The 24,604-nt window shown below is 45.6% G+C and carries 16 protein-coding genes; 3 read left to right on the top strand and 13 right to left on the bottom strand.

Annotated elements, in window-relative coordinates; all coding sequences use genetic code 11:
- Nucleotides 1-45 precede the first annotated feature (45 nt).
- From CA598_RS01050 to CA598_RS01040, 3 genes are all read right to left on the bottom strand, one after another.
- Nucleotides 46-1,257 carry an MFS transporter gene (locus CA598_RS01050; RefSeq protein WP_094875011.1) on the bottom strand — a complete coding sequence of 404 codons (1,212 nt, stop codon included), beginning with the start codon at nt 1,255-1,257 and terminating at the stop codon, nt 46-48.
- Between the two features lie 286 nt (nt 1,258-1,543).
- Nucleotides 1,544-2,065 carry a GNAT family N-acetyltransferase gene (locus CA598_RS01045; RefSeq protein WP_094868999.1) on the bottom strand — a complete coding sequence of 174 codons (522 nt, stop codon included), beginning with the start codon at nt 2,063-2,065 and terminating at the stop codon, nt 1,544-1,546.
- Entirely contained in the window at nt 2,062-2,733 is a 672-nt protein-coding gene (locus tag CA598_RS01040; RefSeq protein WP_094875010.1) for a Rossmann-fold NAD(P)-binding domain-containing protein, read from the bottom strand. Before CA598_RS01040 ends, CA598_RS01045 begins: the two co-directional genes overlap by 4 nt.
- 376 nt (nt 2,734-3,109) lie before the next feature.
- Here CA598_RS01040 and CA598_RS01035 point away from each other — a divergent pair, with 376 nt between their 5' ends.
- Nucleotides 3,110-3,973 carry a class I SAM-dependent methyltransferase gene (locus tag CA598_RS01035; protein ID WP_094869001.1) on the top strand — a complete coding sequence of 288 codons (864 nt, stop codon included), beginning with the start codon at nt 3,110-3,112 and terminating at the stop codon, nt 3,971-3,973.
- A 67-nt stretch (nt 3,974-4,040) separates the two neighbouring features.
- Here CA598_RS01035 and CA598_RS01030 read toward each other — a convergent pair whose 3' ends face one another.
- The 4 genes from CA598_RS01030 to CA598_RS01015 all read right to left on the bottom strand — a co-directional run bounded on the left by CA598_RS01030 (nt 4,041) and on the right by CA598_RS01015 (nt 14,689).
- Nucleotides 4,041-8,972 (bottom strand): S-layer homology domain-containing protein, encoded by a 4,932-nt coding sequence (locus CA598_RS01030; protein ID WP_094875009.1) that lies wholly within the window; start codon nt 8,970-8,972, stop codon nt 4,041-4,043.
- A gap of 25 nt (nt 8,973-8,997) precedes the next feature.
- A complete protein-coding gene (locus tag CA598_RS01025; protein ID WP_179283554.1) occupies nt 8,998-10,092 on the bottom strand; it encodes a peptidyl-prolyl cis-trans isomerase in 1,095 nt (364 codons plus the stop codon).
- Nucleotides 10,093-10,285: 193 nt separating this feature from the next.
- Nucleotides 10,286-12,457: a GH92 family glycosyl hydrolase gene (locus CA598_RS01020; protein WP_256990301.1), complete on the bottom strand. Its 2,172-nt coding sequence runs from the start codon at nt 12,455-12,457 to the stop codon at nt 10,286-10,288.
- Between the two features lie 57 nt (nt 12,458-12,514).
- On the bottom strand, nt 12,515-14,689 hold the full coding sequence (locus CA598_RS01015; protein WP_179283553.1) for a beta-galactosidase: 2,175 nt from the start codon (nt 14,687-14,689) through the stop codon (nt 12,515-12,517).
- A 310-nt stretch (nt 14,690-14,999) separates the two neighbouring features.
- Here CA598_RS01015 and CA598_RS01010 point away from each other — a divergent pair, with 310 nt between their 5' ends.
- Together CA598_RS01010 and CA598_RS01005 are read left to right on the top strand one after the other, a co-directional pair.
- The gene (locus CA598_RS01010) at nt 15,000-16,241 is read left to right on the top strand and encodes a response regulator (RefSeq protein ID WP_179283552.1); all 1,242 of its coding nucleotides are present in this window, start codon (nt 15,000-15,002) and stop codon (nt 16,239-16,241) included.
- On the top strand, nt 16,222-18,000 hold the full coding sequence (locus CA598_RS01005; RefSeq protein ID WP_094875004.1) for a cache domain-containing sensor histidine kinase: 1,779 nt from the start codon (nt 16,222-16,224) through the stop codon (nt 17,998-18,000). The genes CA598_RS01010 and CA598_RS01005 overlap by 20 nt, the downstream gene beginning before the upstream one ends.
- A gap of 341 nt (nt 18,001-18,341) precedes the next feature.
- Here the strand turns inward: CA598_RS01005 and CA598_RS01000 are convergent, their stop codons facing one another.
- The 6 genes from CA598_RS01000 to CA598_RS00975 all read right to left on the bottom strand — a co-directional run bounded on the left by CA598_RS01000 (nt 18,342) and on the right by CA598_RS00975 (nt 24,584).
- Nucleotides 18,342-18,884, bottom strand: a complete 543-nt coding sequence (locus CA598_RS01000) for a DUF4367 domain-containing protein (protein ID WP_179283551.1) — start codon at nt 18,882-18,884, stop codon at nt 18,342-18,344.
- Between the two features lie 92 nt (nt 18,885-18,976).
- A complete protein-coding gene (locus CA598_RS00995) occupies nt 18,977-19,330 on the bottom strand; it encodes a GNAT family N-acetyltransferase (protein ID WP_256990296.1) in 354 nt (117 codons plus the stop codon).
- 403 nt (nt 19,331-19,733) lie between these two features.
- Complete coding sequence (locus tag CA598_RS00990) at nt 19,734-19,988, bottom strand: cold-shock protein (protein ID WP_094875002.1); 255 nt, start codon at nt 19,986-19,988, stop codon at nt 19,734-19,736.
- Between the two features lie 80 nt (nt 19,989-20,068).
- Nucleotides 20,069-20,311, bottom strand: coding sequence for a hypothetical protein (locus CA598_RS00985; RefSeq protein WP_094875001.1), 243 nt, complete (start codon nt 20,309-20,311; stop codon nt 20,069-20,071).
- 732 nt (nt 20,312-21,043) lie between these two features.
- The gene (locus CA598_RS00980; protein WP_094875000.1) at nt 21,044-22,072 is read right to left on the bottom strand and encodes a cache domain-containing protein; all 1,029 of its coding nucleotides are present in this window, start codon (nt 22,070-22,072) and stop codon (nt 21,044-21,046) included.
- Between the two features lie 64 nt (nt 22,073-22,136).
- Nucleotides 22,137-24,584 (bottom strand): alpha-L-rhamnosidase-related protein, encoded by a 2,448-nt coding sequence (locus CA598_RS00975; RefSeq protein ID WP_179283550.1) that lies wholly within the window; start codon nt 24,582-24,584, stop codon nt 22,137-22,139.
- Nucleotides 24,585-24,604: the final 20 nt, after the last annotated feature.

Here is a 24,604-nt window from a genome sequence, read left to right as displayed (position 1 = left end):
CTCCTTATCGTAGATATTTAATTCATGGTAATTGTAATTGGAATTTCAATTTCCCAGCGATTCCAGCTCCACTTTTCTTCGTTTCTTAACCACAATAGGAAGCAGAAAAAGCGCACCGATAATCACAAATACACCACTCGCCATAAATACGCCCATCAAGGAGAACGTATCCTTGAGGTAGCCGGAAATGAACATGCCAACCACCATCATCCCCATAAAAATAGGCATGATTGCTCCTGAAACTCGGCCAATAAAGGCCCCTTCGGTATTTCGCACAAGAAGTGTCTGAATCCCCCCTTGAATGCAAGGGTAAAACAAACCACTGATCACCAAGAAAATAATCGTCAGCCAAACTTGCTTGGAAGCACCCATTCCAACCGTACAGACGGCATTGACAAGTAAGCCTATTAAAAGCAATAGCTGTGGCCTTACTTTTTTGGCTATCCCGATTATTACAGCTCCGCCTACTAACATGGCTGCCCCACTAGCCATCACAAGCCACTGAAGAAATTGTTTGTCCTTACCTAAATTCTCAATGACAAGAAAAATCTGAAGCGGCTGAGTTAGTCCTGATGCCAATCCCACCGCCGAGAAAGTTAAACTAAGTGTTCTTAAGGGTTTACTCGACCCGATGTAGCGTAAGCCAGCCGTTAACTCTTTGAGGAAGCCGCTGGCTTTACCTGACCTCGATTCTTCTTCATCCCGAGGAAGGGAAGACAATATAAGCGAAGAGCCCAGAAACATAACGGCTGTCAGGATCAGAGATACGATAATTCCAAACTTAATAAAAATAAACGTACCAATAACGGGTCCCAAAACCGTAAAGACAGCGACAAGGGTTTGGGACATCGCCATGACGCCCTGCAGCTGTTCAGCTGGCACATGTCTTTTGTACAGCTTCATCGCCGAAGGCTGAGAAAATTGAGATAAGCTGGCAGATACAAAAGATCCGACAAGAAGCGCAACCCATCCGCCATTCATGACCGCAATCAGCACCACCCCAACGGACAGGCCAGATAACAAATCGCTCCATACCATGGTTCTCTTCGGCCGCCATCTGTCGGCAAAGGTCCCACCAATCAGGCCAAATATAAAGATCGGTGCAAATTCAGCTACCGATATTAAAGATACATCTACTGGATTATTATTTGTCAATTCAGAAACATAAAGAAGGACGGCATAATTCCGTATCCATATTCCGAGCTGCAACAACACACGGGAGAGGATAATTGTTCGAACATAACGATTAGAAAACATAGTAATACCCCAAATCCTTTTCTGTTTTTTTTATTTTCTCAAACTCTCCAACATGGCTATAGGATTATGCTTTAACGTTTTTGATATTTTCATTGCTTCACTCCAATTTACTAATTTACTAATTTACTAAATCACTGCTTAATTTTATACAGGATAGAGTTGTTCGTCAAGCCGTTTTCAGTTCGGCTTTTCCACAATCCTTTTTTTAAAGGTGCTAAATGATTCTGTAAACAAATAAAAAAGTGGAGCAACTGCCGTAGCATTTGCTCCACTTTTTACGTTTAATCTAATTTCCAAAAAACTCTTTAGCGTATTCTACAACACCTTGGACATCTGAGAGACCACCATTCATAAGCTCAATAGCCATAAAATTAGCGTCACTTACTTCGAAGGGTGCTTTTATACCATATTGACTAGCTTTTTTATAACCAAACTTCGGATAATACTTATCATGACCCAAAACGACAGCGCCCTTATATCCTAGCTGCCTTGCGATTTTGTGCCCTTCAATAATCAGTAGCTTCCCTATGCCCTTGCTTTGCATTTCTGGCAGAACTGCAACAGGTGCAAGCGCAACCAGAGTTTGATCACCCACTAGTATTTCTGTAAAAAGGATATGACCGACGATCTTATTCTCGTATTCTGCTACAAGTGATAACTCTGGAATAAACTTTGTCGAGCTCCTTAGTCTATTTACTAAATTGTGTTCATCATGATCTGAATGTTCCGCATTTTCAAATGATTTTTGGATTAAATGGTAGACTTCGTTAATATCTTGAACTTTTTCTTGTCTAATGATAATGTTCATTGATTTAACCTCCTGATCGTGGATTTGAGCTCATTGCTTTCTATTCGGGGTCTTGGATAACCGTTAATCGTTACTTGAATCATGGCTCGTCCCAATTGTTCAGATGTAATGACACTGTTTAACTTCTTTAGCAAGGGATAAAGTGGCTTCATCACATCATAAAAAATCTGATACAGTTTTGTTTTGGATTGTATGCCATATAGGGGTAGAATCACACCCGGTCTGAACATATATGCGTCCTTAAAAGGTAGATTCAACAAATCGTTCTCTGTCTTCCCTTTCACTCTCGCCCACATAGAGCGTCCTTTTTCTGAACTATCCGTCCCACTTCCAGAAACATATACAAAGGTCATTTGAGGGTTCAATTTTGCTAATGTTGTTCCGGCGGATAGCGCGATATCATATGTTACTTTTTTATAGTCATCTTCCTTCATACCAGCAGAGGAAACCCCAAGGCAGAAAAAGCATGCATCAAAACCTGTGATTTCATCTTGTATACTTGATAATTCAGATACATTGGATAGTTGAATTTGTCTTAGTTTTGTATGGTGATGCTCCGTCTTTTTACGCCCAATCGTAAGTATTTCTTGAACTCTATCATCTATCAAACATTCACGCAACGCACTTTGACCAACCATACCTGTTGCTCCAAAAATAATGACCTTCATAACATTGTCACTCCAATCTATGAGACGATTCTAATTCCAATAGTAACAGGCATTTCCGAAGCCAACAATCTTTTGGCGTAATCATGGATTGTAACAATGTGCTTGCTTCTTCATCCTTTACAATCAAGCACAACGACAACGGAAGGATTCCCAATATCCGCGCCACCTAATATTAAATTCCTAGAAAGCTATACTATAAATCTATTGAAGTTTGACCTTGTCTAGGATTAGTGAGACTAGCATATTCTATCGAGATTGATAATAAAATGAAAGAAATAAAACCCACTCCAAGCACTCCAATTGAACTATGATGCCCTAACCCCAAGCTAGTAGCCTGGGAGGAGTATGTGAAACGAATAACGGAGGTGTATTTTATATGCAATGTATTTTGTGTGGTCCTGCCCCAGCTATCACGGTATTCCATGAGTATCATTCGTTTACGTTGATGCGGTGTAGCAACTGCGGTCTTATCTTTAGAGCGAATATTGCAGAGATTGATACAACCGGCTTAATCGCAGATATTTATAATACAGAATGGATTGCAATGCGTGAAAAATATGCTCAAGCTACCTATTCAGATCATGCTCTCTTTAATTTAATGCTGCTGGAAATGTTCAGTCCAGAAAAAGGAGCATTGCTAGAGATTGGCTCTGGAACAGGTGAATTTTTACATGCGGCTGGAAATGGCGGCTGGAGAGCGATGGGCATTGAACCCTCACAAATGTCTCGAGCCTATGCAAAATATAAATATGGTGTGGATTTGGTTAAAGATGAATGGAAAAGAACTCAAGACGATGACTCGGACTCGGCTGAAAATCCTGATCTTCCTCGTTATGATGCGGTAGTGTTCTGGCATGTGCTTGAGCATATTTCCGATCCATTTGCATTTTTGAAAGATATTCGTACTCTTTTGACAACACAAGGGAAAATTTATTTCAGTATTCCCAATAGCCATTCAATAACCAATGAAGTCTACGGACCTGAATCACCGTTATTTATTGAACCCGATCACCTGTATCATTACACGGAGGCTAATGTGCGTGATTTACTCAATCAGGCTGGATTTGAGATCAGTTCGATATTCACGCGGCAGCTGGTTCCCGCTTCCGATGTATTGATCGATGCGCATCCTTACTATGGGCCGAATACTCCATTTGTAGAACGAATGGCATTATTAGCCAAATGGCAAGGCGAACGTCGCGGACATGAGATATGTTGCGTGGCCAACCTGAAGAAATAATATATTATACTCACAAAAGAAAAAAAGCTTGAGCCAAATACACTTGGCTCAAGCTTTTTTGTGATGATTACAATCCCAAAATTTTATAAATCAAAGCTGCAGCCTCCGCACGGGTGGTCAGATTCAGTGGTCTGAAGGTGCCGTCGGAATAACCATTGATAATTCCTGACTGCTGCAGGTGCTCAACCGCTTCTCTGGCATAAGCTCCGATTTGCTTCTGATCAGCAAATACTACGGTTTTGCTGGAATAATCCGGCTGAAGTGAAACTAAGCTCAGAGCGCGGTATAAGATAACAGCTATTTCTTGGCGAGTAATCGGTTCTTTTGCGCCAAATAAGCTTTCGCTGCGTCCGTTAACCAGCTTTAGTGCCTGAGCTGTTGAGACAGCTTGGGAATACCAAGCGTCTGGACTCACATCTTCGAAAGTATTGCTGTTCTCAGCCTGAAGCTCCAGTGCCGATACCAGCAGTTGAACAAACTCCGCTCTGGTGATTTGGCGGGCAGGCTCATATTTGCCATCGCCTGTGCCGTGCACCAGGTCACGGGAAGCCAATGCTTCTAGGATAACAGCTAAGTCCGAATTGATATCAGAGAAGTGTATATCTCCATTCGCCGCAGCGTATAATCCGAAGTTCCGTGTTGTGAACGTGATGCTCCCTGTACCTGAAACGTATTTGGAGTTTTTGACCACTTCCGCCAGCCCTTCGCGGGTAATAGAATAGACGATGGCTTGATTCGGCGCTTCACTAGGATTCAATTTATATCCAAACGAGACCTTCATTGCCGCAGATTGACCTAGTGTTTCTATTTGCTTTCCGTCTACCATCAAGGAGATCCGGTACACGGCATGCGTTTGCCATTTCTCTTTTAATGCAACAGAAAGGGTTGAAGGATCAACAATATGAATGGATAGCTCCACCTGCTTGGAACCTTCCGGAATATTGCCACCCATCTTCTCAATAGGGAGCGTTATGATGGTGGCTCCTGCTTTTATTTTAAGGGAGGTAACCTTCTCTTTTAGTTCGGTAACGGGCACTTGAAAAGTAACACTACGGGCAATGGCCTCCTCCGCAGTAAGCTCAAGTACCAATGCACCATCTTGCACTCCCTTCATCGCTTTGTTAATTTCTCCAGTGGGAAGCTGTACAAGGCGCATTCCTTCAGTATCAGGTGAATCCTGAATCTGAATACGTCCGGCTGAGATTATATTCACTGGATGAACTATTTTCCCTCCACTGTTTCCACTGTTACTATTGTTCCCGTCATTATTGTTGCCGGACGAACTGCCGGGTGTATCTGTTCCCCCGCGGTCTTCACTCCGTACCACATTCAAAATGTAGCTTTTTGTTGTAGTTTCGTTTGCAGCCGTAACTTTGATATCGACTCTATTTTCTCCTACCTTAAGTTCACTTCCGCCTGTTACTGTTAATTTGGCTTTCGGATCTAAAGGTATCCCTGTTACAGTCACGGCTGTTTTAGAAAAGGGCACGTTAATTGTATAGGAAAGTGTGTTACGGTCAAACCCGGGAATTTCTGAACCCTCTATACTCAAAAGGCTTAAATCAGCATTATCACTCGGTTGCGTCTCCTCCTCATCTTCGACATTCATAAACTGGAAGGTACGGAAGAGTGTCGCATCTTTCGCAGCGCCAATGCCTGATCCCCACTCAATATATCCTTTTCGGCCCGCACCATCATTATCGTTGACCAACATCGAGAAGCTCAAGACATTGCCTCCCGCTCCTCGAATTGGACTTATTTCGCTCCACGGCAGTGCCAGTGCATATGAGGTAATCTTAGTCGCTTCATTTCGGGTTACACTTAGTGTTCCCTTGGTCAACAATCCGGTAGCGGCTCCCTTCATAGACAGCCAACGGTAAATTTGTGGCCCCTCTGGTGTCTGCGAAATTCCATATTCATACCAGGATTGGCTATCGCCCGGTACACCGGGAGCAAGGCTGAACTGAATACTGTCATTTTGCCAAATATTAATCCCGGAAGCGTTATGGTTGAATACATCATCACGGATGTCGGTGGTCAAATAGATGTTATCCGCGTCCCAGCGTAGTTGTGCTGTTCCGCTAAGATCATCCACACCGTTATACCCGCTCAGCAAAGGGGTTCCGTCTGCAAGATCAATCAGCGCGGGAGTTCCTGTATCTGTCTGATGCTGCATCCGGTTAATATCTATGTTTTGCTTGAGGTGAACTGACTCATAGCCTTCAAGGTCAACAGTCAACTCTAGGGGATATTTAACGCCTTCAGAGAATCCCGGCAAAGGAATTGGATAAGTAAATCGGCTATTAGGAGCGATTTCGGCCAGTTGCAGCTGACTCCCGCTAATCTGGCCACTTCCTTCTCCTATTTTCCAGGAAATTTTGTTAATTCTCAGAGGGTCTACTCCAGAACTGTTTGTAAACTGAAGTTGAAGGGATAGGCCTCCGTTTCTACCATCTGTAATATGAGGAGCAATTTTTAAGCCTTGAAAATATAATCGCAGATCATCTACAGGTGCTTCAGGCAGTATGGCAGGATCAAGTCCGGGTCCATTATAGGCTCCGATATTCGGTGGATTTTCTGCTGAAACAGCGTTTCCCCAATAGTCCCGACCGCCGTTACCTGCAATAATAGCACCAGCACCAAGTGCAGGAGAACCTTCTCTCAGCTTGTAACCGTCCACTGTATTCCAGCCAATTCCTCCGTTGCCCTGAGCAACCAAGAGCGGATTCGCTGTGACGGAATTCGTATTTTCCGGCTCGCTTACTGGATGATTTCCATACAACAGGTTGTGGTCGAAGCTGCCATTTACCCCGGGCAGATTATAACCCCCCTGTCCAAGGTTGTAGACCAAATTGTTCCTGAACGTATAGGGAGCGTTGATATTTCCTGCGTCATCCCATTCATGGTCGATTATTTTGGTGTTTTGCCCAGTGCCGATATAGATCGTATTGTTATAGATTTGCGTATCCGGCGTAACCCCGCCTGCAAAATTAAACGTATGCGTCAGATCATTCTGGCTGATGTTGTATCTGACTACATTGTTAGAGGAGCCGGTCAGCACTCCTGGAGTTAAACGGGCATCGACAAAAAGCATGAATCCGCCCTTATTGCCATGGCTGTAATTATATTGAACTACACTGTCCATAGTATCGATATCCAGATTGAAGCCCTGACCATCTCCCTCTGGTTTATTTGTGTTAAAGGACTCATTAAACTGCACGATATTATTCTTGCCCCGGGTCGGCCAGATTGCGGCTGAGCCGTTAAACTCGCCTTCTTCGGAGTAGTTCCCACCTTCTTCTGCTATGTTATGCTCAATTAACGCTCCGTCCGCACCGAAGGTGAGGATGCCGTCGCTGTCTGCTTGTTTGACATAATTTCCGCGGATCGTAACATTGACCGTAGCATAGTCGGCTCCGTTGAAACGCTGATCCCATACCACAATTCCTGTCCGTCCAATTCGTTCGACCGTGTTACCTTCGATCCATACCCCATCAAATTTGTCCGTGCCCGTCGTTCCGCCCACATATACGGAGATTCCACCGAACGCATGTGGACCACCTTCTGCACCGGAAACTGTCGGATAACGGAAGCTGCTTGATACATCATGTATATAGTTATCCTGGATGCGGATATTTCTTAATGTTCCACCGTTTGCGTTCTCCACCATTATGCCTTCCCGGTAAACGGTTCCTCTCTCGGAAGCATAGTTAGTGACCTCCAAATCCCGGATGCTCCAGTTTGAGGCGTTGCGCAGGTATACAGCTGCTCCGGCCATGCCTCCACCATTGATAGTCGGTTTACTTCCGCTGCCATAGGCAGTGATTGTTATCGGTTTATCGTCTGTTCCGCTACCCTTAGGATATAATTGTTCGTTCCAGATTCCGCCCTTCTTTAACAAAATTCGGTCTCCAGCCTCAAAGGTAGTCTGGTTAACTACAGAGAAGGACTTCCAGGCGGTCTCTGGTGTTTTTCCATCATTGCTGTCGCTGCCCGCAATTGAATCGACGTAATAATCACCGTCTCCTCCGCTGTTCCCTCCACCTTCAGGCAACTGGTTGGATATGGAGACTGAACCTAGCTGCATAAGCCAAGGGGCGGAATCGCCACTGAGCTCGATTTTTAAATAATGAATACCGGAAGGAACCCCTTGGGCTGGGGTATAATTCGTCCCTGTCCAAGCTGAATCTCCTGTGGCCTGTGGAGCTTCATGTATCGCTGAAATCTCTGTCCACGAGGATGCATCCGCCGACCCATAGAACTTGATGCTTCCGCTAGAGCCGGCAAAGGAATGCAGACGGATGATGAAATGCTGCAAATTATGCAAATGGTACACAAGTGATTCTGCCGAATCTGCTGTTCTCACCGCACGAGAGTGATCTCCGCCAAAAAAAGTAGGGTTGCTCGTATCTAAAGACCAATTTGTACTAAATGCATAGAGCTGTGAAACGTCATCAATCTCATCGTTAATCCTTTGGGGTACAAGTGATATATTGGAGAGCGTAAGATGTCCAAGCTGCATCAACCAGGTGTCGAGGTCGCCGCTGATCTCGATTTTGAGATAATTGATATCATTCGGAAGTGCACCTGTGGGCGTGTATACTGTTCCATACCAACCAGAACCAGTTGCTGTGGGACTGTCATTAATGGCCGGAATCTCCGTCCACGCTGTCGCATCACTCGATCCGTAGAACTTGATTACGGCTGTTGAGCCAGAGAAATAATAGGCCTGAAGCGTAAACGACTGAACCCCTGTTAATGAATAAACAGCATAACCAGTATCCGTGGATGTCCTGACCAACCGCGTAGCATCCCCGCCGAAGAATTGAGGATTGCTACTGTCAATCAGCCAATTCTCCGAACGCAGCTCCGCTGCTGGCAGAGCAGAGAAATCATCGGCATACGTCTCTTCAGCATGGGCAGAAGCACCCATTACAGGGAACACTGCCGTGAAGATCAGCACTATCATTAGCAGTGATTTTGCGAGTTTTTTTAACATTGTTGTAGGATTCCCCCTTGAATATTTATTGATTGGCTTGGTTTGCGAGTCTTTCGGCCATCGGGTAATTCCATTCTGCGACAGCTTTGCCTAACTGATCGTCCACCATGGATCTAAATTTTTGCTGCGCCAAATGAAGTGTGATGGCATCCTTCACTTGATTGAAAGGTTCAACTCCTGCATCCTCTACCGATAGACAGTAAAGTAGATGAATGGCCCCATTTTCAGCAAACAAGCCACTAATCTGTCCCGGTGCAAGCTGATCTGCAGCAAGCAATGCCTTAGGATTTTCCAGAGCTGCTGTTCGTCGTGAAGCACTTGTTATTTTGACTTCGCCCAGGTTTATACCCAGCTCTTTTGCCTGCTGATGGATGCCAGTGTCTGATCTTATTTCTGCTGCTATTACTGCTGCCCTGAGCAATTCCATTTTCTCCAAGGCCTCCTGCTGATCCTTGTATTCTGTTTCCGGACCAAAAGGAAGTGACGCCCATTCAAGACGTATAGCTCCCGGCCGAGAATATTTAGCAGCTAGATTTGCTTCATATTCCAGCCTTACCTGTTCATCTGAAATCACGATACCTCCGTTGCTGCGCATTGCCTCAATCGTGGCATCCTCAAGGTCGCTCATGTAATAACTGTAATAGGCCTGCGCTTCCAGATGAAGAGGACCATACACCACTTCTTTATTCGCTACCGCCTGACTCCGCCGTTGATTCTCACGCCCCATTCCTTTTAGAAAACCTTCAAAGCTGATATCCGATACCACTCCTGCTTCTTGAGCAAGCTGCAACTCCATCCGCTTCGTCAGTAGCTGCGTCTGGGATTCTTTTATCCACCTGTGGATTGGTTTTTCGCCGGTATAGTCGGTAGACCAGAATTTCTCTGAGTAGTCGGCATCGTAGGTCTGTTTGAAGTAATCAGCAGTCAGTGCCCGATTCATTTGAAGATGCCAGTTGAACTCCGCTGCAGTGACCTCCTGTCCGTTAAGGGTCAGAAGTGGTTCTTCTACTTGTTGTGGAGCCTGCACATTCATCGCGCCAATCAGCAGCAGGCTTCCAGCAATCATTGCGAACAGAATAGTGATAAGTCGATTTCTTTTGGAATGAAGTCTTAAAGTCATAAGTTGATTCCTCCTCTCCGCACTCATATTAAGCGCTTTCATTCTCTTCGATCTTAGACATGTTACCTTTGAAAAAACAGGCGGGAATGCTGCGAAATGGTTTGCCATTTCACCATTTGCCTAAAAAGAGCAAGATGCTCCATCTATAAATATAAAAACAGCCCGGAATGTTCCGGACTGCTTAGCATTGCTCTTATGTTGGGGCTAACCCCGAAAACATACTGAAGCTCAGGACGCCGCCTTTCATAATATCTTCATGAGGCAAAGAATGGTGATTCCAAAGCGCATTGTTCCAGTGAATCGATTTACTGTATACATTGGCGGAGCTGTTGTTTTCCGCTTCAATGACCCATTGCCGCCCATTTTCAAGCTGGATCGTTACTTTATCAAAGAGGGGACTTCCGAGCACATATTCCGGAATTCCGGGACTTAACGGATACAGGCCGATGGCGCTCCAAATATACCAAGCACCCATACTGCCATTATCCTCGTCACCGGGTAACCCATCCATTCCACTGTTGAACAGTTTAGCCATGGTTTTGCGAACCCAGTACTGTGTTTTGGACAACGCCCCGAGTCGGGCGAAAATATAAGGTATATGGAAGCTGGGCTGATTGCTGATGGCAAACTGCCCCAGATCGGCCGCGGCCATTTCTGACATTTCATGAATTTCCAAGCCATAAGAACCCACTTTGAATATCGGTTCCTCGGCCATTAACTGGTCCAGACGCTGAACAAAAGCTTCCTCGCCACCCATCAGACTGGATAATCCCGGGAAGTCATGGGGAACTGCCCAGCTCCCTTGCCAAGCCCCACCTTCACAGAACGGATCACCCCATGTTAGGGGATCAAATTCCTCCTGCCAAGTACCGTCCTCGTTGCGACCTCTCATAAACCCAACCGTCGGATCAAATAGCAGCTTATAATTCTGGGCCCGGGCCATAAAACGCTCATAGTCATCCATTTTGCCAAGTGCTTTGGCAACCTGAGCAATACAGAAATCTCCGTATACATAATCCAGCGTGTTACTTACACTTTCATGGAAACGATCATGTGGCAGATAACCGTGCTGCAAATACAATTCAAGCCCTCGTCTACCCAGCTTCTCGTCTGTAGCCGGACGATCTGCATGCTTCAGCAAACCTTCATATAGTAGCTCTACGTCGAAGCCGCCGATGCCCTTAACTACGGCATCCGCAGCTGACGCATCGATCAGAGTGCCGGGCATGGCACTGCGTTCGCCTGGTGACAGCCACTTTGGCAGCCAGCCGCTTTCACCGTAAGCTAATGTCCAAGCCTGCATGATCTCACCGAGCAAGGATGGAAACAGGATACTGTATAACGGGAAGCTAGTCCGGTATACATCCCACAGTCCGATATCTGAATACATTGGACCCCGGCAAATGCTGCCGTTAAAAGGACTGTAATGAATTTGCTCGTCCTGCTCGTTATATTCATGCCATGTTCTAGGAAACAGGCAGATCCGGTACATACAGCTGTAAAAGGTACGGAGGTTCTCTTCATCCGCGCTTTCGACTACGATACGGCTCAGCCGTTCTTCCCAGCCTGCCTCTGCTTTGCTCAAGATCTCTCCGAAGCTGTGCCCACCAACCTCCCGATCGAGATTCAATTGCGCTTGCTCCCCACTAATAAAGGAAGTGCCGCATTTCACTTCTATTACACCGGATTCCGGTATGTTTAATTCTACGTATGCGCCCAGCTTATCGCCGGTTCCTTCATACGTCCCTAAAGGTTGGTACTCCCCGTCAAAGATTCCCGAATCCTCCATGAGAATGTCTGTGTCGAATTGGAAGACGAAATACATCGCGAAATTATCGGGTACCCCGGCGGTATGCCCCCTTGTAAAGCCGATGATCCTGCGTTTCTCCGGTTGAAAGGTGAGTTGAGACTCGCCTTTTAGCGGTGTTATTATGAGCCTGTTCTGCTGTCCCTTAGCGTATGTAATTCTAATCACCGCACAGCGCTCTGTAGGGGTCAGCTCCAGTCGGGTACGATATCGCTGAAGAGTCACTCCGAAGTAGTGTGGGGACACTTGCATCTCTTCCGGTTTAAAGGAAGAAGATCGCGAACCAGGACTGAGCAATAACGGTCCAGTCTGCGGCAACAGTGTAAGATGTCCATAATCTCCGATCCAAGGACTGGGCTGGTGAGTTAGTCGTATACCCTCCAGGTGGCGATGGTGCGGATGGAAGAACCAGGTCCCCCCTGCTTCATGGGTTTGCGGGCTCCAAGCCGCCATGCCAAATGGCATCGCTGTAAGCGGCAGCGTATTACCGTGTGAGTAGCGGAAATCCGACTTAGTCCCCTGTAATGGATTAACATAATCTAACAAACCCAAATGGATACACTCCTTTGGCTGGCTTACACCAGCTCTATAATCTTCGATCTTAACTGCTGCCGGCTAAGATAATCGAAATACTTGAACATCTCCAGCTTCTACCCGTATAGACAGTTGAGTTGGTGAAGGTTCAGACGGATTTATTGGCTGGATTGTGGCGTTCCCATCGTCAAACCATGGCTCTGCTGAAGTATAATTGGCAGGCAGCGTAACTTTGGCTTCTGCCAACATGTTCCCTTCATTATGCACATAGAGGAACGCACCTCTGTCTTCTGCAACTTCCCACTCGGAAAGGTCGACGCGGACACCGCCGCTTACATGCACATTCGGCTGTAGCTTCAATTCCTGCTGTAAAAGATCGCGCACCAACTGGAGCGTTCCGGTATGTCCATCCTGCCAGTAGGCAGCCGCAAGCAAGGTACCGAACCACACAGCACGCCCATTGCCATAAGCGGCGGCCGTCAACACAGGCATGTTGTCCTCGGCAAATTCGGCTAGGACCTTCACATGACTTTGCAGCGAAATATCTGATTTGTAATAGGAGCCGTGTGCCTTATCATCTTCGGCTGCTTCCCCTTCCTTGCTGTGCTCCATTACATTAAGGAGTGGGATCGCCGTCCGTGATTCGAATGCTACCTGATGATAGCTATGATCCAGATTCTCGGCAGAATGAATCCAAGTCTCCCGAACCCCAAAGACTTCATCAAATCCGTAACCGGGAACTGTATAGCTGTGACAGCCATTCTCTGCCTGAAGCGCTCCGAAGGAGCATTCCGAAATCAATATGCCTCCCTTTTCAACCCACTCACGCAGGAGGTTACACAGTTTACGGTTCAGATACAGTGGATAAGGCATCCACAGGCAGCGGTATTGGTCCAATGTCTGTTCCGTAACATCCGACTCATGCAGAAATTCCACTTTATAATTAAGATCATGTAGCAGTTTATGGACACCTTGCAGGGAATCGTTATAGGTGTCCAAATGATCATGGGCAGCAAAGTTTGCGATTTGGTTCTGCGGGCTGAATAGAATAGCAATCCCGTCCCCACGCCGTTTTGCCTGTAAAAGCTCTTGCTTATTGTCTTGCACAAGCTTATTTAGTTGGGCCATATCCTTGTACCATGGGGTTGGACTGCCGTCCAAATACACACTGCCCCAAGCCGGAGCCTCCTGTCCTAATATCTCCGGTCTATACTGCCAGAACAGATATCCCGTGATGCCACGGGCGAGCGGGGTCAGAATATGCCCCTTCATTTCTCGCAGCTCCGGCTGGTGCGGTTTCATCGCCGTATTGCCAGGCAGCGCATGAATCTCTGAGTTGATGATCGGTTTGCCTTTGGCGGCAGAGATCAGTAGATCAGCCGACCAAGCTGAGGACCCTAGGCTATTGCCTGTCAGGTCACAGGGCTCAGCCAGCTTAAAGTCGTCTGATCCTGCTGTAATCATATTGAAGATAGGAGCTGGCACAGTATGTGCCATAACAGGATGCAGCAGATCTAGTGACTTCACAGTATCTACCCGGCTCCGCAGCTCATCTGTTAAAGTACCGGACATGAATAGCCGCCAGTCCACCAAATCATTGAATACGCCTTGCCCACGCGGTGCCTCTACTTCCTCCCAGTTTCCGTAAGTCCGCTGCCATGATTCGTTCAGAGCTTCCAGAGTAATATATTTATTTTTCAGCCATTCTTGGAATGCCAGCACGGAGTGCCCGCAATAACATACCTGGTTGTCAAATGACAACTTGCGCTTAATCCCTGTCGTCAGCTCAGGCTCATTCCATAAATCCCACACCCAGAGTGCAGGATGATCTTTGAATGTCTTCACTGTTTCCGACAGAAATTTCGCCTTCTCCGTGGCTGCAGCTGCATGGTGATAACAAGGTCCAGGAGCTCCGCCAATCTGGCGGCAGTTAATTGACCTTGGTTCCAGTACGGAACCGTCTGCTGTGATCATTTTGGAATCAGGATATTTTTTATAAAACCAGGCTGGCGCCACATCGAAAATCACGTTCAAAATGACCTTTAAGCCGTTCCGTTGAGCAATATCCATCAGCTCCTGAATATAATCGAACTCGTAGATCCCTTCTTTAGACACGCTGGCGCGCCACTGCACCCAATATTTCACACAATTGAAGCCCTGCCCGGCAATATTGCTCAGGTCTTTTTCCCATTGATCCCGGAATGGGGTCGGGGAACGGTAATATTGAAACCCGAATGGAATAAATGAATTTTGCATCAAGGGTACTCCTCCTACAGCGTTCAATTTCGATGTCATGTATTTATAAAAGCGCTTACCGCTCTTTTACGGTTAAAGTCTATCACAGTACATTTTGCAAAAGTTAGGATGGAATCCTATGAAACGGTTTGTTAAGCTGTTGAAATATTTAGAACATCCGCTATGAGGTTATCGTTGTACAAAGCCACCGGGGAACATACTGCGAAATCGTTTGTGATCCTGACAACTAAGAAATTATCGCTCCTCTAAAAGAGGTTTCATGTTTATAATGGCTGTAAGACATATTAGAAACTACTTCGAGGTGAGGCCAATGTTGAAAGCGCTTATAGTAGATGATGAATATCTCGTCCGTATGGGCATCACTCAAACCATAGACTGGGCAGAATACAACGTTGAGATCATAGGAGAAGCCAGCAATGGTGAGGAGGGTTTGGAGCTTGCACTACAACACCGCCCGGATGTGATTATTACCGATATCCGTATGCCCTATATGAATGGTCTTGAACTCATCGAGAAAATACGGGAGCAGGACATGCTCGTAGGCATTGTCGTACTTAGCGGTTATGACGAATTTCAATATGCGCAGGCTGCATTACGTTATGGTGCCTCCACCTATTTGCTGAAGCCCATTAACATAGAAGAACTCGCAGATACAGTAAGAAGCGTTGGTGATGAAATCCTGGGGAAAAAGCAACTCTCCAAGCGATATTCGCAGCTTAATGAGGAAATTGCCGCGATATCCAAACAATTCTGGCAGGATTTACTGCATGGCCAGCTGCATAGTGAGGAATTCATTACCAGCAAAATAAAGCTGCTGGAGCTGCAATTGGAACCAGGAAAAGCTATGCTGCCGCTGTCCATAGCCTTCCCTGCTGATAATGGTCTTCAAGGAACTGATGTAGGCAAAGCGTTGGTGGATGAAGCAGCGGTTATTCTGGAAGCGTATTCTTTTGAACAGCTCTGTCTATTCCGCGATAGTCATCTGGAGTGGGTTATGATTCTCCGAACCGATGAACCTGAGCTTGCCGGTGATTCTGCCCGCAGATTAGGTAAGCAGCTATCGGAATGGAGCCAGCAGCACTTCGGCCAGGCTCTTAGCGTAGGCATCGGCAAACCAACTCAAGAATGGAACGGAATCGTAGATTCATACAAACAGGCTTGGCTTGCTGCGCAGCGTGCATTGTCTGGTATTGAACGCGTGTTGTACGCTGAAGAAGAGGCCGGAGCTCGATGCCGGCGTGAAATCAGAGACGCCCTCGCTTTTATCCGGGAGCATTATGCTGGGAACATTACCGTGGAGATGGTTGCTGCTGCGGTGTTCGTCAGTCCAACCCATTTAATGCATCTATTCCGCAAAGATTTGAACAAGACTTTCTATGAATGTCTGACGGAATATCGGATTGAAGAAGCCAAACGTATGCTGCGCAATCCGATGTACCGGGTCTATGAGGTGGGCAATCAGGTTGGTTTCACTGACTCCAAATACTTTAGCCAGATTTTCAAAAAGATGACGGGCATCCCACCGAGCGAATATGCAAAAACCTATGGTTAAGCTAACGATGGCCAACCGGATTAATTCTTTGATGCGGAGGTTCAAGATCAAAAGTCGGATTGTTGTTGTTCTGTTAGTGGGATTGTCACTGCATCTGGTGCTGATGCTTGTTATTTTCAACTTCTATTCCTATACCTATCTTCAAAAGGATCTGTACCGCCATGTCGTCCAGACTCAGCGCCAAATTGGTCTCAGTGTGGAGTTGATGGTCGATGATATTCAGATGTTGTTTCTGCGCTTTCTAGTGAACAGTGATATTTACCAGATCATTAATAACGATTCCCTGCCGGTAACAGACAAGGAATCACGGATCGGAGCTATCATCGACGGCATGCTGACCCAGAATGCTCTCGTGGGCAATGTGATTATAAGCACAAATGACAATATGCTTTATTCTTATCAGTCCAAGGAGCAGATGCTTGAGGTTCCCGAAGCCTTATTTATTAAACGGATACAGGAGAGCAGCATGCCTGTTGTCGGTGAGATCAAACGGGATGGTGACGGCAATGCCTATATTCCTTTCGGACAGCAATTCCGGAACTTCAATACGGGGCAAAATATCGGGGTTGTCATCATCTATGTCAGAGAATCCGCCTTGGCTGATCTTTATTCCTCCAGTTTCACTGGCATTGGCTACTCCTTCCTGACTTCCAGCGACCGGATTATATCTCACCCCGACAAGCGGCTCTTGGGCAATTTTTTGGAGGAGAACGCCCCCCTTCATCCGGGTCAGAAGGAAGGCTATCGCACCTGGTCAGATAACGGTAACTCCTACATCATTGCTACTTATCCTTTGAATCCTAGGTTGGAGACGCTTGGCGTTAGCTGGGAGTTCACCAGTGTGATTTCTAGCCACAAATTGCTGGAGGGAATTGCCAAGGGTAACCGAAATGCCCTTCTTTTCGCCAGTGTTACCTTCATTGTCCTACTGATTCTTTCCTTTTATCTGGCGGCCAAAATCACCCGTCCACTACTGAATTTGAAGAAGAAGCTGAGTCTGTTTGGCAAAAAAGACTTAGCTGCTGTCTATGAGCAGCGGGCACAGGTCGATGAGATTTTCCAGCTAGAGAACAGCTACTATCAGATGGTAGAACGGATCAGCCAATTAATGCTGGAAAAGGATGAAGAGAAAGAGAAGCAACGCAAAGCCGAGCTGACTGCGCTGCAATCGCAGATCAATCCTCATTTCCTCTACAACACACTGGATGCGATCGCCTGGATTGCCCGGCTAAAGAAGCAGCCCGACATTGAGCGGCTAATTTCTTCTCTGGCGACCTTTTTTCGGATTAGCCTGCATAAAGGCGACAAATTCGTCACTGTCGACGAAGAAATTCGCCTAGTGGAAAGTTTTGTGACTGTCGAGCAAATGCGTTTTCCGAATAAATTCGAGATTGAATACGATATTGAGGAATCGCTGCGCAAAGTCCGCATTCTGAAGCTGATTCTTCAGCCTATCGCAGAAAATGCGATCAAACATGGTATCAGTGAGAAACGTGGCATGGGCCGGATTTGGATCAAAGGCGAGTTGCTGGAGGATGAGATTCGCTTTACAGTGGCAGATGACGGAGTCGGCTTTGCCAACGGCGCGACACTTAGCCAAGCCAAGGAAGATGTGCTGTTCCAGAGCGGATATGGCCTGCGAAATGTGGACGAACGGATTAAGCTGGAATACGGTCCTCAATATGGGCTAAGCATCTCCAGCACTCCGGGTCAAGGCACTACGGTTACGATTAGCTTGAAGAAGGAGCTGCCCAATTAGCTAAGATTGATAATGAATGCGGACATTACAAAGAAATCGTTCCTTTTTTGAGAGGTAGGTGGTACATCTACTTTACTCATAAAGTGCGATTTCTTTTTTTATCGTGTGAGTAGTGTAGATAGTTATTCTGACTTTTCGCCAAGTGAATTAAGCCCTCCGATTAGTTCATCTCCAAAGGAAGGGTGTCCATTACGAACCTCAACGCCTATACTCTACATAAACTCGACCTTTCATCGATCATTCTCCCTCCACACTATTAAAAATGCCACTTCAATAAATAAAAGAGGAGCATTACCATGGCAAGCCCTCAGAAATCATAATCCTTTTGTTCAACCACTTAATCATTTCATTGATTTTGCTAACGCGACCATTTCCTCTTTAGTCAAATCCCCACTGTCGAATTCAATGAAAGTATCATCTTGTACCCATCGAAGGTATCCTCCTGGTGTATGATTAGCCCATAGTTCAAAACGCCCTTCGATTCCGTTTATGTTAATTTTCTCTCCACGTTCATTAAATTTAAAATCCTCGACTATAGTTCTTGTTGTACTTATCTGGTTACGAACATCTAAACTAGTGACAACTCGGTTTATTTTATAACCAACAGCCTTATGTTCTTCAATGCCAAATAAATATGTCTTTCCTGATTCATCAAAAAAATGAAGTCTAACTTTTGAAACTGATTGACTAAGAACAAGCGGATAAGGTTCCTTTATTTCTAACTTATAACCTTTAACAGAGTGAGACGGTACTAGTAGTTTGAATTCCGCAACTTTTTTTAGCTTGTCCAACCCCACATTTGAAAAAGCTAACGTAAGCTTAGCTGATGCGATTCCAGCAGACAGCGTAAAGATTAAAATCAATGAAATAATCGATTTAAACAAGGGCGATTCCTCCAAATTTTTTGGTAATATCATGCCCCTGAATAATTCAACTATCCTACCCGTTTAGTTAAAATCCAACTTTATTCTGGTGATTATAATTTCTTTATCATGTGAATGTCATTAGGTTCTTTTTCAAATAATTCCAAATCAATCTCTGATGTAATTGCTGAACCATGACTAGTATAAAACTTCACCGCAGATTCAGTCTCGGTAGACGAAATATATAAGTGCTTCGCCCCTTTTTCAATCGCTACTGTACTCAGAGATTCCATAATAAGGCTACCGATTCCTTTTCTTCGATATTCCCGTGTCACATACATAAGGTCAATCTTAAGGCTGTCATTATCATAACCCCTGATCATATGAGCTAAAACACCAAACCCGACCAGTTTATCTCCGTCAAATGCTCCAAAAGCCGTACCACCAATTGGTGAGTTCATATTCATATCGGGATATTATCTCTAGATAGATATCTTCTGTCCATCTGGGACATTCATATGCTGTTTTTATTTCTTCAAGTACCCCGTTCTTTAATTTGTACGTCAATTCTATTGTTTCCGAACGGTCTATGTCGCGAATTTTATAAGAATCATAAAGTATCATTTGAACAATTGAAACCATTGTAATCCCTCTTTTTCAAAAATTACGTATTCATAATTATCAATTTAAATGCATGCATCAGAATCCATAATATAAGTTTTAGACTGCCCCTAGAAATTGAAACAGCGACATAAAAAGTCTATAAAATAAAGTCCAGACTGTCGCTATTTCATTTAAGTAACGTGTCCCGTTAGAGCTTAATTATGAGTCCCGAAAGTCTATATATTTGTGAAGTACGTCTCGATTTCTTCAGTCCTCTAAAATTTGCATATTCTTAGCTGTCCTACGTTGAGAATCAACTATACTAGGGAACTCGAATAGGTCGAATGCAACATTTTGACCCTCTTTAAGAAACCGAAAGCCGTTCGGTAACTTAATAGGGTCTGGTAGTATTTCGCTAAAGTGAACAAAAACATGGTTACCTTCCTGCCCGTCTAGCATTATTCGTCCGTAACCTTCATCTTCTTTGAACCATTTGACAATACCACATCTTCTTTCCGCCATTTAAGTACCTCCTCTGTCACTTTATTAAGTACCATGAAAATTGAGTTTTTTGCCATAGCTTCAAAACAAAAAATCTCATTTTATTTTTTCGGGAACCCATATACGAAAAGTATCATACCAAAGAACGAAAGGATTGGCACAAAGATATTATCGAAGAAGCCTGTAATATGAGTTTCAGGTAGGGCCTCGAACATTTTTGCTTCGTATAACGCTACAATTTCATGGCTGCGAGCTTTCAAAGAGCCCACACGTTCGATAGCATAGATTACTCCAGCGGAAATTAGAAAGGATGCACCTAGTTTTCTGTATAAGTCGTTGCCCATGAAATATTTGTTCCCTCCTCTATTTTTGTTGATGACTTCTCCCATTATTACACTTTACCACATTATTCCAATTCATGAATATCAGAGTATCATTACATAACCTAATTCTAATGACATAACGCTATAGCACCATAAATTGTAACGAATCTGCCCGTAAGTTAAACGTTTTGAATGTAATATGATGATGAGGAGGCTAGCGTAAAGCTGGAAGTCGCTGGTGAAATAGTGATACTGAGTAAATCAGATGACTCAGACGAATTAGATTCCTTCCGATTAGAGGTGTTTTAGTTGTATTTCGTACAACTAAAACGCCCTATTTTGCAAAGAGCGGACGTTTAAGTGTATTTGGTACATCTATAGTTTCCAATTTTGTTGGCTAGGACTGTTTTCTCGAATAATAAGTGTAGTGAATGCAACTAAACATTGCCTCAGACGTTAATTGCCCTCATTTAGTTGTATGAAATACACTTCAGCTAAAGCACACTAGTTTTATCTGCCAGAGAGATATATTAGTGAAACAAAGGTTACTTTGTGGATCCCATCTCCCTCTACTCCCATTCATTCTACTAAAAACACCAAAAGCGTCCAAAGCATAAGCAACCAATTAAATTACTTTGGAGGACACCTCTATGTCTGAGTAGATATAAACACTGCAAGTCAGTGACCTTTTGCTGACTTTAGCGGGTAGCCTGAAATTCCACAGCTATTTTTCATAGATTCCGACTGCCAATCTTAGTCTTTCATCGTGGAGTTAATTTTCAAATACAACTGTTTAAGCGGATTAACAATACTGCCACTAAGCATTGAGATCAGCAACCAGAAAACTATGAACACCATGATGTTTAATCCGATCATTAAATACTTAAACGTCCGCAGCTCTGCATTCATTCCGTCTGCAGAGATATAGGTGACAATCCGCTCGTCCGATTCGGGCAGCGGATAGAGCAAAATCAAGCCGTCGGCCGTTTCACGCTCCAACAAATCCATAGCACCGCTACTAGAACTATCTTGTTCTTCCGGCATAGCTGGATTATCCTTCTCTGGTGTGGCCAGCGCAGTTCTAATTTCTTGCAGTCGCTTCATGGGAACATCCGCCGCATTCAATAGCTTTCCGTTACTTGTCAGCAGATAAACTTCATTCTCGCCGTAGATCGTATTCTTACCTGACAGATAGAAGCTGTACAGCTTGTCAATTTCAACTTCGAGCGAGAGCAGACCTAAAATTTGCCCCTCCGTGTTTTGAATTTTCACCTCAAGCAGCAGACGGTCGCGCAGATCAGAAGGCGCGTTCATCAGATGTTCCCGGTTCAGCACCGTCCAGCGCAAAGCCTGTTCCCGATTATCCAGAAATTGTTCCATCCCCGGAACTTTCTTGATCTCTGTAAAGGGGAGAAGCCCAGACACATTGCTCGAGGAGTAGGTCCCCCCTGCTTCACCCCAAATATAAATGCCGAGAATGTCACTGCTAGAGGAGCGAATGCCCTCAAGTATAGGAGAAATCGCTCCGTCGTACGCTGGTTTTTTCAACGCATTCTGTACCACCTGATTGTTGGAGATAAGCTTGGAGGTCTCCTCTAGCCAGTTCATGAACAAAAGAGTGTTCTTATGCTGCTGGCCAGTGTATTGAACGGACAACTGCCGCAACATATCCAAACTTCTATGCTCCATAGTACGGTACAAAATGAAACTCGAAGCGGCAATGTAAACGGTAATAAACAGCACCAGGACAAGGCGGATGTTGCGGCCGAATGATCTGAACATATAACTCCCCATCCCCCTCTGGTGTATGAATCAACGAAAACGAAGATCAATTGAAATCAGACTATCAGCTAAAGTGACTAATGTCGATCGCCTTATAAAAAGAACCTGCATCTGTCAGCAGCACTTCATGATTAGGCAAGATAATTGTAATCGCCGAACCGGCTGGCCAGTTAGCTTCAAAATGGAAGTTTTTATGTCCCGCTTCTGAATGGATTTCCCATTTTACATGTATTGGACCCAGACTTGTGCTTACGATTCCACTGGCCTGTTGCAGATCGCCGCAATGTGGCTTTACGGTTATTCCCTCTATCCCTTGCCGGACACCCAATATCCCTCTTGTGAACTCAGTGATCGGGAGAGCGCTCCAGGCGTGACAGTCACTTCTGGTTCCAACAGAGTCCATTTCCGGGAGTGTAGTGAGGTTCAAATCCAGCTGTTTCATCCAACGAGCCCATAGTCCGAAGGAGCGGTCATACAATCCGCAATGTTCCAACGCGCGAAAAAGATAATAGCTCATCGGCAGCGAAAGTTTGGCCAGTGATGTGTCAGCCATTGTAATCTCTAGTAGTGCTGCACCCTCTACAGCGTCCACCGTGCCAGCTAAAATCGCCCAGACCTGCGTATGCTGGCTCAGCTGTGTTTCCGCTGTTGCCGCCGGGCTGTCGCGGAACATCAGGCTGTTCGTTTGGCGACAACAATCCAGCACTGCAGCGTTGACTGCGGCTTTTCGCTGACGTAGTTCACCAGCAATCTGTGTCCAGCCGCTGGCTGCAAGCAATTCAGCCGCTTGCTCCAGCGCGGCCGCATACATCAAACTAAGCATGGTCGCAGGTGTATCATCCGTACAGTCTGGTGCACCAAGTGGCCATTCTTCTACCCAGTCAAAATAATTCCAATATTGGCGAGGCGTTCTGTCCACCAGACCTTGCGGTGTCAGTCGCTGATCGAACCAGTCCAATACGGATAACAGTGGCAGTCGGTACCGATTTACCAGTGCCAGATCTCCAAAGGATCTGTAGTGGTCATGAATCATCCCGATCCAATATAAAGAGAAGGAGGGGATGACCTGTGGCAGCACGGAGGGGTATCGGCTTTGCAACATGCCATTTGGCAGCTGCGAAGCCCTGTAATCTTCCATTGCCCTCCGTGCCAATCGGTCGTCTCCTGATAACAGGTACGTAAATTCCATCATCAGTTTGGTATCCATGGTATATTGCAACTGTTCATAATACGGCGTATCCTCGTAGGTCTCATGCATGCAGCGTTGAAGTGTTCGGACACTCAGCTCCCAGAGCTGGTTATATCGTTCATCGTTGCAATGAAAGCTTCCTGCCTGCAGCAAAGGATATCCGGTCTCCCGATAACTGAAGCCGGATATCGTCAAAGGTTCGGCTCCAGTATTCACCTCCAGCCGGATATACCGGAAGGTACGAAACCAGAAAGGCTCATAGCTTTCCATCTGCACCGAGGAGCCATAACCGGCAGGATGATAGCAGTCATATCCTCCTCTTAACACATGCTCCTGCATATCATCACGGATGGATTTGCGGCGGATCTCGTCATCTCCAGTCTCTTTCTCGTAGCACTCGGCGTACAGCAGGGTGATCCGGCTACCTTTCCCCCCAAGAAGCTTAAGCTGCGGATAAGCTGTGATTAGCTCTCCTGCATCCAGCTCCAGCCAGAGTTGCTGCCACGCTTCCACGTGTATTCCTGCTAATGGCCGCGAAGCTCCACCAGCTTCATTCCGCAGCTCCAGACTATGCCCGTTTTCAAAAAGGGCTTCCCCTTCACCACTGCTGCTGCGCATCAGCTTCAGGAAGAGCTGATCCCGCTCATACAGCAGCGGAATCGGTCGCTCCGCCAATTGCCAGGGGGTTAATTGACCAAAATCATCCCGCACCGGCTGTACAATCCCTGCGGCTAGCCAGGCGCTGTCGTCATATTCCGGCAGAATCCAATTCAGCAGCGACATGTCCCCCTCCACCTCTTCCAATCCGCCCATCCAGCGCATAATCGGAAACGGCTGAAGCCGGTAGCTGTGGTCCCTAATGCTTTTCCATGAGGTATCCGTATTAAGTTCCTGTACAATCTGCCCATTGTTCATAACATCCGCTTCTACAAGCAAGCCGCCTTTTTGCGAGCGCCAAATCGATAGAGGACCGTCTTCACCCAATTCAAATGGCGAAGTCCCAGCATAATGAACTACCATAACAGCAATCACATTTATACCTGGTTGCAAAACGTCATTCAAATGGAACTCCTCATAATAGTGTACATGACCATGACCCTTGCAAGGACCGGCCCATAAACGCTGCCCGTTAACAAAGAGTCTGTAGCGGCTGTCAGCTGTAATGGCCAAATTCAGACTGTAGGCCCTCCCCGCTCCAGCTGGCAGCTCAAACATTTTGCGAAAATACACCCGCTCGTGTTGCTGCTCCCAACTTTCAGTTCCTTCCTCGTCCAAAGGCCAGATCCATCGCGCGTTCCAGTCTCCCCATTCTTTTGCTGCCATATAATGCACCTCTCCTTTAT

Origin of the sequence: Paenibacillus sp. VTT E-133291 (assembly GCF_002264395.1) — a bacterium.
GTDB classification, from domain to species: domain Bacteria; phylum Bacillota; class Bacilli; order Paenibacillales; family Paenibacillaceae; genus Paenibacillus_AQ; species Paenibacillus_AQ nitricinens.
Note: the sequence above shows the minus strand (reverse complement) of the source record. Positions and strands in the feature narration are given on the sequence as shown.

What these genes read in the sequence shown, in the direction of transcription:
- CA598_RS01050 (WP_094875011.1), bottom strand. Translation starts at nt 1,257, where the DNA reads ATGTTTTCTAATCGTTATGTTCGAACAATTATCCTCTCCCGTGTGTTG.
- CA598_RS01045 (WP_094868999.1), bottom strand. Translation starts at nt 2,065, where the DNA reads ATGAACATTATCATTAGACAAGAAAAAGTTCAAGATATTAACGAAGTC.
- CA598_RS01040 (WP_094875010.1), bottom strand. Translation starts at nt 2,733, where the DNA reads ATGAAGGTCATTATTTTTGGAGCAACAGGTATGGTTGGTCAAAGTGCG.
- CA598_RS01035 (WP_094869001.1), top strand. Translation starts at nt 3,110, where the DNA reads ATGCAATGTATTTTGTGTGGTCCTGCCCCAGCTATCACGGTATTCCAT.
- CA598_RS01030 (WP_094875009.1), bottom strand. Translation starts at nt 8,972, where the DNA reads ATGTTAAAAAAACTCGCAAAATCACTGCTAATGATAGTGCTGATCTTC.
- CA598_RS01025 (WP_179283554.1), bottom strand. Translation starts at nt 10,092, where the DNA reads ATGACTTTAAGACTTCATTCCAAAAGAAATCGACTTATCACTATTCTG.
- CA598_RS01015 (WP_179283553.1), bottom strand. Translation starts at nt 14,689, where the DNA reads ATGCAAAATTCATTTATTCCATTCGGGTTTCAATATTACCGTTCCCCG.
- CA598_RS01010 (WP_179283552.1), top strand. Translation starts at nt 15,000, where the DNA reads ATGTTGAAAGCGCTTATAGTAGATGATGAATATCTCGTCCGTATGGGC.
- CA598_RS01005 (WP_094875004.1), top strand. Translation starts at nt 16,222, where the DNA reads ATGCAAAAACCTATGGTTAAGCTAACGATGGCCAACCGGATTAATTCT.
- CA598_RS00995 (WP_256990296.1), bottom strand. Translation starts at nt 19,330, where the DNA reads ATGAATATGAACTCACCAATTGGTGGTACGGCTTTTGGAGCATTTGAC.
- CA598_RS00990 (WP_094875002.1), bottom strand. Translation starts at nt 19,988, where the DNA reads ATGGCGGAAAGAAGATGTGGTATTGTCAAATGGTTCAAAGAAGATGAA.
- CA598_RS00985 (WP_094875001.1), bottom strand. Translation starts at nt 20,311, where the DNA reads ATGGGCAACGACTTATACAGAAAACTAGGTGCATCCTTTCTAATTTCC.
- CA598_RS00980 (WP_094875000.1), bottom strand. Translation starts at nt 22,072, where the DNA reads ATGTTCAGATCATTCGGCCGCAACATCCGCCTTGTCCTGGTGCTGTTT.
- CA598_RS00975 (WP_179283550.1), bottom strand. Translation starts at nt 24,584, where the DNA reads ATGGCAGCAAAAGAATGGGGAGACTGGAACGCGCGATGGATCTGGCCT.